Source organism: Streptomyces sp. NPDC048415 (assembly GCF_040651675.1).
In the GTDB taxonomy this organism is placed as follows: Bacteria; Actinomycetota; Actinomycetes; order Streptomycetales; family Streptomycetaceae; genus Streptomyces.
Window position 1 is genome coordinate 1 of record NZ_JBEZKJ010000160.1, and the last position, 10,584, is coordinate 10,584.

Consider the following 10,584-nt stretch of genomic DNA (forward strand, 5'->3'; position numbering starts at 1 on the left):
GGGGGCTGCCGCCCCCAGACCCCCGCCGTCGGCCTAACGGCCTCGTCCTCAAACCCCGGACGGGCTGAGAACGGACTCCCCATGCCCGAAGAAGCACCCCCATCCCCACCCCCCTCCCGTCTCCCCCTCGGCACCCTGATCGCGGGCTGTCTGGCTGTCTGCCTCGCGCAGATCGGGATCGCGATCCCTGCCACCCTCAACGGACTCTTCCAGGAGCACCTGCATCCGGTCGGGTCCCAACTCACCTGGATATCCGACGCCTTCCTCCTGCCGGTGACCGTGCTGGAGCTGTCGTTCGGGGTCCTCGGTGACCTCTTCGGGCGCAAGCGGCTGCTGGTGGGCGGCGCGGCGCTGCTCGGCGCCGGCGAGGTGGTGGCGGCCTCCAGCGGCGGCATCCACCAGCTCTGGATGGGTCAGGCGCTGGCCGGCCTCGGCGCCGCCGCGCTGTTCCCGACCTCGCTGGCGATGATCGCGGCGGGCACGCACACCCACGCCCAGCGGGCCCGCGCCATCGCCATCTGGGCATCCAGCCTCTCGGCGGGCGGCTTCCTCGCGCCCCTGCTCGGCGGCATCACGGGAACCTACGGATCGTGGCGCTGGTCGTTCGTCGTAGTGGCGATCATCGCCGCGATCAGCGCCCTGGCCAGCGTGCTGCTTGCCACCGACTCCCGCTCGCCGGAAGGCCGTTCCCTGGACATCGGCGGTCAGATCACCATCGGGGTGGGCCTGTTCGCCCTCCTCTACGCCGTCATCCAGGGCCCGACGGACGGGTGGGGCTCGGCATCAGTGGTCGTCGCGTTCGTCATCGCGGCGGCCTTCATCGCCCTCTTCGTAGCAGCCGAACACCGGGCCGCCTCGCCCCTCCTCCGCCTCGACCTGTTCCGCAACCGCTCCTTCGCGGTCGCCTCCGTCGTCGCGGTCGTCGGCATGTTCAGCTTCCTGGGCACGGCGTACGGAGCGAGCATCCGGCTCGGCCCGATCCAGCACCAGACACCGATGCGTACGGCCTTCGCGTTCCTGCTGCTCAACGGCATCACCCCGTTCCTCACCCCGCTCACCTCACGCCTCCTGGCCCGGGTCTCCGCGCGCCGCCTGCTCACGGCGGGACTCCTGCTGATCGCGGCCGGCGACTTCCTGGCGGCCACGCTCGACGTCGACGACCGGGCGCTGACCTCACTGATCCTGCCGCTGGGCCTGGTGGGCATCGGCTTCGCGTTCACCGTCTCCTCGATCACGGCGACGGCCGTCAACACAGTCCCCGTACACCTGGCGGGCATGGCCAGCGCCTCCACCAACCTGCTGCGCGACTTCGGCTTCACCCTCGGGCCCGCGGTCATCGGCGCGGTGGCCCTGAGCCAAGCCGCGTCCCAGGTCACGACAAAACTCGCACAGCTGCCCCCCGCATCGCAGACGGCGGCCCACGAGGTCCTCAAGGAGGGCGGCCCCCTGGCCCTCAACTCGGTCCCCGCGACCTCACCCCCGGGCGCCGCCCGCGCCTACGCCCTGGACGCCCTGGGCCACGGCTACTCGATCGGCTTCGTGGTCTGCGGCTCAGCAGCCCTCTTCGCCGCAGTACTGGCCCTACTCGCCCTGCACGGACGTACAGAGAAACACGAACCGACCGAGGCACCGCAAGCAGTGACGGTGACCGGCTGAGCCCCGCACCCGCCCACGCGCGGAAGGGGCCGTGCCGGTACATCGAATGCGCGCATCCGAACGGATCGTAAGAAAGCAGCACTTTTCCACCCACAGCGGATCCGTTCGGATGCGGGCGGATGTACCGGCGCGGCCCCTACCCCCACCGTGGGCAGGCGAACCACCCAGGTCCGCACACGCGAGGCCGACTGTCAGAGCCCTCGGCTACGGTTCCACCCATGGCTGCCCGTACGAAATCCACGAAGGACCGCCCGTCCTACCGCTGCACGGAGTGCGGCTGGCAGACGGCCAAGTGGCTGGGCCGCTGCCCCGAGTGCCAGGCATGGGGCACGGTCGAGGAGTACGGCACGCCCGCGGTCCGTACGACGGCACCGGGCCGCGTCACCACCTCCGCCGTGCCGATCGGCCAGGTCGACGGCCGTCAGGCCACGGCCCGCACCACCGGCGTACCGGAGCTGGACCGCGTCCTTGGAGGAGGCCTGGTCCCGGGCGCGGTCGTCCTCGTCGCGGGCGAGCCGGGCGTCGGCAAGTCCACCCTCCTCCTCGACGTGGCGGCGAAGTCGGCAAGCGACGAGCACCGCACGCTCTACATCACAGGTGAGGAGTCGGCGAGCCAGGTCCGCCTGCGCGCCGACCGCATCAAGGCCATCCACGACCACCTCTACCTCGCCGCGGAGACCGATCTGGCCGCAGTCCTCGGCCACTTGGACGCGGTGAAGCCGTCCCTGCTGATCCTGGACTCCGTACAGACCGTCGCCTCCCCGGAGATCGACGGCGCCCCCGGCGGCATGGCGCAGGTCCGCGAAGTGGCGGGCGCCCTGATCCGCGCTTCCAAGGAACGCGGCATGTCCACCCTCCTGGTGGGCCACGTCACCAAGGACGGCGCGATCGCCGGCCCACGCCTGCTCGAACACCTCGTGGACGTCGTCCTGAGCTTCGAGGGCGACCGGCACGCGCGCCTGCGTCTCGTCCGAGGGGTCAAGAACCGTTACGGCACGACGGACGAGGTCGGCTGCTTCGAGCTGCACGACGAGGGCATCACAGGGCTCGCCGACCCCTCGGGCCTGTTCCTCACCCGCCGTGCCGAACCGGTCCCCGGCACCTGCCTGACCGTCACCCTCGAGGGCCGCCGTCCCTTGGTGGCGGAGGTACAGGCCCTCACGGTGGACTCGCAGATCCCCTCCCCCCGCCGCACCACCTCCGGCCTGGAGACCTCCCGCGTCTCGATGATGCTCGCCGTCCTGGAGCAGCGCGGCCGGATCAGCGCACTGGGCAAGCGGGACATCTACTCGGCGACGGTAGGCGGCGTGAAGCTCTCCGAGCCCGCCGCGGACCTCGCGATCGCGCTCGCCCTGGCGTCGGCGGCAAGTGACACCCCGCTCCCGAAGAACCTCGTGGCGATCGGCGAAGTAGGCCTCGCGGGCGAGGTCAGACGGGTCACGGGCGTCCAGCGACGACTGGCCGAAGCACACCGGCTGGGCTTCACCCACGCCCTCGTACCGAGCGACCCGGGCAAGATCCCTGCCGGTATGAAGGTCCTGGAAGTCGCCGACATGGGCGAGGCGCTGCGCGTGCTGCCGAGGTCGCGTCGTCGAGAGGCCCCACGGGAGGAGGAAGAGCGCCGGTAGACTTTGCCCTGGTCTCGCCCGTCCGTACGAACAGAGGGCGACCGGAAACCCGCGACCGGAGGAGTGCAGTGGCAGCCAACGACCGGGCAGCAGCTCCCGGAAAGTCCGGTGGGAGCTCCGGTGCCGATGGCCTGATGCGCGCCTCACTGAGCGCCGTGGCACCCGGCACGGGGCTTCGCGACGGCCTGGAGCGGATCCTCCGAGGCAACACCGGCGGTCTCATCGTGCTCGGCTGGGACAAGACCGTCGAGTCGATGTGCACCGGCGGTTTCGTCCTGGACGTCGACTTCACGGCGACCCGGCTGCGCGAGCTGTGCAAGCTCGACGGCGGCATCGTCGTCGACAAGGACATCACCAAGATCCTCCGGGCGGGCGTGCAGCTGGTGCCCGACCCGACGATCCCGACGGAGGAGACGGGCACGCGGCACCGCACCGCGGACCGGGTGAGCAAGCAGGTCGGCTTCCCCGTCGTCTCGGTCTCCCAGTCGATGCGCCTGATCGCCCTGTACGTAGACGGTCAGCGCCGCGTCCTGGAGGACTCCGCCGCGATCCTCTCCCGCGCCAACCAGGCCCTGGCGACCCTGGAGCGCTACAAGCTCCGCCTCGACGAGGTCGCGGGAACGTTGTCAGCGCTGGAGATCGAAGACCTGGTCACCGTCCGGGACGTGTCGGCGGTCGCCCAGCGCCTGGAGATGGTGCGCCGGATCGCCACCGAGATCGCCGAGTACGTCGTCGAACTGGGCACCGACGGGCGTCTTCTCGCCCTGCAGCTGGACGAGTTGATCGCGGGCGTCGAGCCCGAGCGCGAACTCGTCGTACGGGACTATGTGCCCGAGCCGACCGCGAAGCGCTCCCGTACGGTCGACGAGGCGCTCTCCGAGCTGGACGCGCTCACGCATGCGGAGCTGCTCGAAATGTCCACCGTGGCACGGGCGTTGGGCTACACGGGCTCGCCCGAGGCACTGGACTCCGCGGTCTCGCCGCGCGGCTTCCGTCTCCTCGCCAAGGTGCCCCGCCTGCCCGGCGCGATCATCGACCGGCTGGTCGAGCACTTCGGAGGGCTGCAGAAGCTGCTCGCCGCCAGCGTGGACGACCTCCAGACGGTCGACGGGGTGGGCGAGGCGCGGGCCCGGAGCGTCCGCGAGGGTCTGTCGCGGCTGGCGGAGTCGTCGATTCTGGAGCGGTACGTCTAAGAACTCGGAGCGAACCCGAGCGACCGCGACGACCCCCCAGCGAACCCGAGCGACCGCAACGGACCCCCAGCAAGCCCGAGGAACCGCGACGCCAAAGCACACCCGAGCGACCGCGACGAACTCAAAGCGAACCCGAGCGACCGCGACGAACTCAAAGCGAGCCCGAGCGACCGCAACGAACCCAGCCCGACCCTGGAAAACGGCACGAACCCAGGCGAACCTGGGAAGCGCCCGCCCCGTCGCCCCGTCAGTCCTTGGACAGCACGAACGACGTCTGCGCCTTCGTCAGCCCCGGCGCCTTCGCCTCCACCAAGTACGTGCCAGCGGACGCCGACCCCGCCGGAGGCGTAGCGCACTCCGGGGCACTGGGCTTGCGATCCCACTCCACCGTGTAGGCCACCTGGTCGTTGGCCGGCAGGCGGAAGAGCGCGCCGCCGGTGGTCTTCGGGCAGTCGGCCGAGGACCAGATGCCGTCGTCGCTGCCGGCCTGAGTGATCGTCAAGACGGTGTTCTTCGGGCCGAGATCGACCTTGCAGTCGCTGCCGGAGGAGTTCTTCACGACGAGTTCGAGCGTGGGCTTCTCGCCGGGCGCGTACGTGTTGTGCGCGCTCTTGAGCGTCAACTTGACGCTGCCTGCGGTGCAGTTGGGAAGACTGGAGCCGACCGGAAGCTGCTCTCCGGACCCTCCGCCGTTCTTGGCCCCGTCGTCGGAGCCGCTGCCGCTCCCGCCGGGAGCCCCGGAATCCGAACCGGAACCGTCCCCGGACCCGGTGCCGCCACCGCTGGCACTGCCGCTCGACTCGTCGCGTCCGCCCGGGTGTTGACTGATCGCGGGACCCGAGCCGGAGGGGCCCGGAGTGATCGAGGGGGCCGGGTTCTTCCCGTTGGAACCGCCGGAGTTGTTCTTTCCGCCTCCGCCGCCGGAACCGACCACCCACACGATGAGCAGCGCCAACAGCGCGAGCATGGACAGCAGAACGGCCCTCCGACGCCAGTAGATGGTGGAGGGAAGCGGCCCGACCGGATTGCGCAGAGATCCCACGGCGCAAACTGTACGAGAGATCCGCCGCGCCGCTTGCCCCACCCGCCGCCCCGGCCCCAACTTTTCCGGATCATCATCCCGGAGCTCGGCAGTAGTTCGCCCCCTCCGCCCCTACCCGTCCCGTATCTGGGGGAGGCTGCGCCCCTCGGCCCCTCGTATCGCGCTTCGCGCTCGTCCTCAAACGCCGGGCGGGCTGAACCTCAGCCCCACCCCCCGCATGGCAGGATCGACACCGCCATGACTGCACCCACACAGCCCGCCCAGAACGCCGCGAACTCCGCGAACGCCGCGACCCTCCACACCCCCGTCATCGCCTGGTTCGACGAGCACGCCCGTGATCTCCCGTGGCGGCGCCCCGACGCCGGTCCTTGGGGAGTGATGGTCAGCGAGTTCATGCTGCAGCAGACCCCCGTGAACCGCGTGCTGCCGGTGTACGCGGAGTGGCTCAAACGCTGGCCCCGCCCCGCCGACCTGGCGAAGGAGCCCCCGGGCGAGGCCGTCCGCGCCTGGGGCCGCCTCGGCTACCCGCGCCGTGCGCTGCGGCTGCACGGCGCCGCGGTGGCCATAACGGAACGGCACGGCGGTGACGTACCGACGGAACACGCGCAGCTGCTCGCGCTGCCCGGCATCGGGGAGTACACGGCGGCGGCGGTGGCGTCCTTCGCGTACGGCCAGCGTCACGCCGTACTCGACACGAACGTACGGCGGGTCTTCGCCCGGGCCGTCACCGGTGTGCGGTACCCGCCGAACGCCACCACCGCGGCCGAGCGCAAGCTCGCCCGCGCACTGCTCCCGGAGAGCGAGCCCACGGCCGCGCGCTGGGCCGCCGCCTCGATGGAACTGGGCGCGCTGGTGTGCACGGCGAAGAACGAGACCTGCCACCGCTGCCCGATCGCCGCGCAGTGCGCGTGGCGGCTGGCGGGCAAGCCGGAGCACGAGGGGCCGCCGCGGCGCGGACAGACGTACGCCGGGACGGACAGACAGGTGCGCGGCAGGCTCCTCGCGGTGCTGAGGGACGCGGTCACGCCGGTCCCGCAGGCCGCGCTGGACCGGGTATGGGACGAACCGGTCCAGCGGGCCCGGGCGCTCGACGGACTCGTCGCGGACGGACTGGTGGAGCCACTCCCCGGCGGTTTGTATCGTCTACCGCTTACGTAACCGCTTACGCAACCGTTCATCAAACCTCTGACGCAACAGCTGACGTGTGGGCACCGCCGCGCCAACGGTTGACGTAACCGACGGACAAACCGGATCAACCGGGACGTACACCCGCATCGCCCTACCCCCCACCGCCCTCCGTTACACAACCGACGGACAGCCGATTGCTTGCCGCAGGCTGTCTCGGACAACCCCGTGACAACGCCTCCGTAACTTCATTGGCGTACCGCAGGGACCGCCGCGACACGCGGCGGGGCCACGGCGGTTCGCAGGTAACGGAGAACCGGCGGCAGTCAGGCCGGAAACGGGGATGGAGGCGGTTGATCATGGCGCACGGCGAGGTGCTCGAATTCGAGGAGTACGTCCGCACTCGGCAGGACGCGCTGCTGCGCAGTGCTCGCCGCCTGGTCCCCGACCCGGTCGACGCCCAGGACCTGCTGCAGACCGCGCTCGTACGGACGTACGGCCGCTGGGACGGCATCGCGGACAAGCGGCTGGCCGACGCCTACCTGCGCCGCGTGATGATCAATACGCGGACCGAGTGGTGGCGGGCCCGGAAGCTCGAAGAGGTGCCCACCGAGCAGCTGCCGGACGCGTCCGTCGACGACTCCACCGAACAGCACGCGGACCGGGCTCTCCTTATGGACATCATGAAGGTTCTCGCTCCCAAGCAGCGCAGTGTCGTGGTGCTGCGACACTGGGAGCAGATGTCCACGGAGGAGACGGCCGCCGCCCTCGGCATGTCGGCCGGAACGGTCAAGAGCACGCTGCACCGGGCGCTGGCCCGGCTCCGCGAGGAGCTGGAGAGCCGGGACTACGACGAGCGCGGCGCCCGCGCGCTCGAACCGGGTAAGGAGCGGGAGCGTTGCGCGGCCTAGGAAATCGGGCCATTCAGGTCCTGAAGGCGGGGAGTTCGGCAGCAGCCGTGCTCACCGCCCTCGGCCTTTTCGTGACCGCCTGCGCGACGGGCGGCACCGGCGCCCGCGACGAGGGGCCCGCGGGCGGCGACTCGCTCGCGAAGAGCGGCACCACGCCGATGCTCTCCGCCTCGCCGACCAAACCCCCCGAGCACGTGGACGCGGTCAAGCTCGTCAAGGATGACCCGACGGTCAACGCGGCGGTCAAGCGCGATCTGAAGCCGTGCGTCGGTGACGAGTACCCCGTCGACGTCTCGTACGGCGATCTGACCGGCGGCTCCGCGGACGACGTGGTGATCAACGTGATGACCTGCGGCGACGCCGTCGGCGTCGGCTCGTATGTGTACCGCGAAGAGGGCGGGAAGTACCAGAACGTCTTCAAGGTCGAGGAACCCCCGGTCTACGCCGAGATAGACCGGGGCGACCTGGTGGTCACCCAGCAGCTGTACAAGAAGGGCGACCCGGTGGCGTACCCCTCCAGCGAAGAAGTGATCACCTACGGCTGGTCCGCGACCCGTTTCACCGAGAAGTCCCGGATACACAACGACTACAGCAACGCGGTGGGCGGCACTGACACGCCCTCCCCCGCCCCGAACTGAGAGCGGACGGAGCAGCCGGATGGCAGAGCAGACCCACGTCCTGTTCGTCGAGGACGACGACGTCATCCGCGAGGCCACACAGCTCGCCCTGGAGCGCGACGGCTTCGCGGTCACCGCCATGCCCGACGGACTGTCGGGCCTGGAGGCGTTTCGCGCCGACCGCCCCGACATCGCCCTGCTGGACGTGATGGTCCCCGGACTCGACGGCGTCTCGCTGTGCCGCCGCATCCGTGACGAGTCGACCGTCCCCGTGATCATGCTGTCCGCGCGCGCCGACTCGATCGACGTCGTGCTCGGCCTGGAGGCCGGCGCCGACGACTACGTGACGAAGCCGTTCGACGGTGCCGTGCTGGTCGCCCGCATCCGCGCGGTGCTGCGCCGCTTCGGGCACGCCAGCGGCGGGCAGGGCGCGGCGGCGGCCGAGGGGCCCGCGTCGGTGGACGGCGGCATGCTCGCCTTCGGCGAGCTGGAGATCGACACCGAGGGCATGGAAGTACGCAGAGGCGGTACGCCGGTGGCACTCACGCCCACCGAGATGCGGCTGCTCCTGGAATTCTCGTCCGCGCCGGGTACGGTACTGAGCCGCGACAAGCTGCTCGAACGTGTGTGGGACTACGGCTGGGGCGGTGACACCCGTGTGGTCGACGTCCATGTACAGCGGCTGCGTACGAAGATCGGCCAGGACCGGATCGAAACGGTCCGTGGCTTCGGCTACAAGTTGAAAGCCTGAGCAGGGGTATGCGGGGGATATTTCGGCGCCCGGTGCCGGGCGGCGGTACGAGAACGGGCGCGGGCGGCCGTACGAGACTCGATGCGGGCGGCCGTACGCGACTTGGCGCGGGCGCGCAGACGAGACTTGGCGTGGGCGGCGCGGGTATCCGTACCGGGATCAGATGGAAGCTCAGCGCGGCCATCGCGCTGGTCGGCGCGCTGGTCGCGATCGCGCTGAGCCTGGTCGTGCACAACGCGGCCCGGGTGTCGATGCTCGACAACTCGCGCGACCTGGCCAACGAGCGCATCCAGCTCGCGCAGCGCATGTACGGGCCCGGCCGGCCCCCTCCCGGCACGCCTCCCTTCGGGGTCAAGATCGACGACCCGGCCATCCCGGGTGACCTGCTGGCCAAGGTCACGGAGGGGCGGCGGGCGACCTACGTCTCCGACGGCGCGCACGGCGTGCCGGACATCTGGGCCGCCGTGCCGCTCAGGGACGGCCGGGTGCTGTCCTGGCACGAACGGTTCACGGACCGCAACGCCGACGTCATGAAAGACCTCGATCAGGCGCTGATCATCGGCTCCATCGCGGTCGTGTTCGGCGGCAGCGCGCTCGGTGTGCTCATAGGCGGGCAGCTGTCGCGCAGGCTGCGCAAGGCCGCGTCCGCCGCGAACCAGGTCGCCAAGGGCGAGCCCGACGTGCGGGTACGGGACGCGATCGGTGGTGTCGTACGCGACGAGACCGACGATCTCGCGCGCGCCGTGGACGCGATGGCGGACGCGCTCCAGCAGCGCATCGAGGCCGAGCGGCGGGTGACGGCCGACATCGCGCACGAGCTGCGCACCCCGGTGACCGGTCTGCTCACCGCGGCCGAGCTGCTGCCTCCCGGCCGGCCCACCGAGCTGGTCCGGGACCGGGCGCAAGCCATGCGCACCCTCGTCGAGGACGTCCTGGAGGTCGCCCGGCTGGACGGCGCCTCCGAGCGGGCCGAGCTGCAGGACATCCTGCTCGGTGAGTTCGTGGCCCGGCGCGTGGCCGCCAAGGACGCGGGCGTCGAGGTGCGTGTGGTGCACGAGTCAGAGGTCACGACGGACCCGCGTCGCCTGGAACGCGTCCTGATCAACCTCCTCGCGAACGCCTCCCGGCACGGCAAACCGCCGATCGAGGTCACCGTCGAGGGCCGCGTCATCCGCGTCCGCGACCACGGTCCCGGCTTCCCCGAGAAGCTCCTCGCCGACGGCCCGAGCCGCTTCCGCACCGGCAGCACCGACCGCGCGGGCCACGGCCACGGCCTGGGCCTCACCATCGCCGCGGGCCAGGCCCGGGTGCTCGGCGCCCGCCTCACCTTCCGCAACATCCGGCCCGCCGGCACCCCGGACAACGTACCCGCCGAGGGCGCGGTCGCGGTGCTGTGGCTGCCGGAGCACGCACCGACGAACACCGGGAGCTACCCGATGCTGCCCTCAAGCCCGCCCGGCGTTTGAGAGGGAGCCCTTCGGGCGAGAGGGAACCCCGGGTGCGCAGGGGCGGGACGAAAACCCTCGGCCCACCCCAGCGCCGTACCCGGGCCGCGCAGGCCCTAGTTGTGGTGTCTCAGAACGTTGGTTCCACGGCGTCCTCGAAGGTGAGCTGCTGCGGGATCGTGTCGAGTGGCTTCGGTGGCTGGTCGAACACGATGC

Annotated in this window: 9 protein-coding genes; 8 read left to right on the forward strand and 1 reads right to left on the reverse strand. The window is 70.9% G+C overall.

What is annotated here, in order from left to right; translation table 11 throughout:
• Positions 1–81 precede the first annotated feature (81 nt).
• From AB0D27_RS43675 to disA, 3 genes are all read left to right on the forward strand, one after another.
• Positions 82–1,656: an MFS transporter gene (locus tag AB0D27_RS43675; protein ID WP_362520768.1), complete on the forward strand. Its 1,575-nt coding sequence runs from the start codon at positions 82–84 to the stop codon at positions 1,654–1,656.
• 218 nt (positions 1,657–1,874) lie between these two features.
• Positions 1,875–3,284 (forward strand): DNA repair protein RadA, encoded by a 1,410-nt coding sequence (radA, locus tag AB0D27_RS43680; protein WP_362520771.1) that lies wholly within the window; start codon positions 1,875–1,877, stop codon positions 3,282–3,284.
• Positions 3,285–3,352: 68 nt separating this feature from the next.
• Positions 3,353–4,477, forward strand: coding sequence for a DNA integrity scanning diadenylate cyclase DisA (gene disA / locus AB0D27_RS43685; protein WP_362520773.1), 1,125 nt, complete (start codon positions 3,353–3,355; stop codon positions 4,475–4,477).
• Positions 4,478–4,724: 247 nt separating this feature from the next.
• Here disA and AB0D27_RS43690 read toward each other — a convergent pair whose 3' ends face one another.
• Entirely contained in the window at positions 4,725–5,519 is a 795-nt protein-coding gene (locus tag AB0D27_RS43690; protein WP_362520776.1) for a hypothetical protein, read from the reverse strand.
• Between the two features lie 237 nt (positions 5,520–5,756).
• On the opposite strand from AB0D27_RS43690, the gene AB0D27_RS43695 reads away from it, so the two are divergent.
• The 5 genes from AB0D27_RS43695 to cseC all read left to right on the forward strand — a co-directional run bounded on the left by AB0D27_RS43695 (position 5,757) and on the right by cseC (position 10,389).
• A complete protein-coding gene (locus tag AB0D27_RS43695) occupies positions 5,757–6,677 on the forward strand; it encodes an A/G-specific adenine glycosylase (RefSeq protein ID WP_362520778.1) in 921 nt (306 codons plus the stop codon).
• A 326-nt stretch (positions 6,678–7,003) separates the two neighbouring features.
• A complete protein-coding gene (locus tag AB0D27_RS43700) occupies positions 7,004–7,555 on the forward strand; it encodes a SigE family RNA polymerase sigma factor (protein WP_362520781.1) in 552 nt (183 codons plus the stop codon).
• Positions 7,543–8,193: a hypothetical protein gene (locus AB0D27_RS43705; RefSeq protein WP_362520784.1), complete on the forward strand. Its 651-nt coding sequence runs from the start codon at positions 7,543–7,545 to the stop codon at positions 8,191–8,193. The genes AB0D27_RS43700 and AB0D27_RS43705 overlap by 13 nt, the downstream gene beginning before the upstream one ends.
• Positions 8,194–8,212: 19 nt before the next feature.
• Positions 8,213–8,923, forward strand: a complete 711-nt coding sequence (gene cseB, locus AB0D27_RS43710) for a two-component system response regulator CseB (RefSeq protein WP_362520786.1) — start codon at positions 8,213–8,215, stop codon at positions 8,921–8,923.
• Positions 8,924–8,931: 8 nt separating this feature from the next.
• The gene (gene cseC, locus AB0D27_RS43715; RefSeq protein WP_362520789.1) at positions 8,932–10,389 is read left to right on the forward strand and encodes a two-component system sensor histidine kinase CseC; all 1,458 of its coding nucleotides are present in this window, start codon (positions 8,932–8,934) and stop codon (positions 10,387–10,389) included.
• Positions 10,390–10,584: the final 195 nt, after the last annotated feature.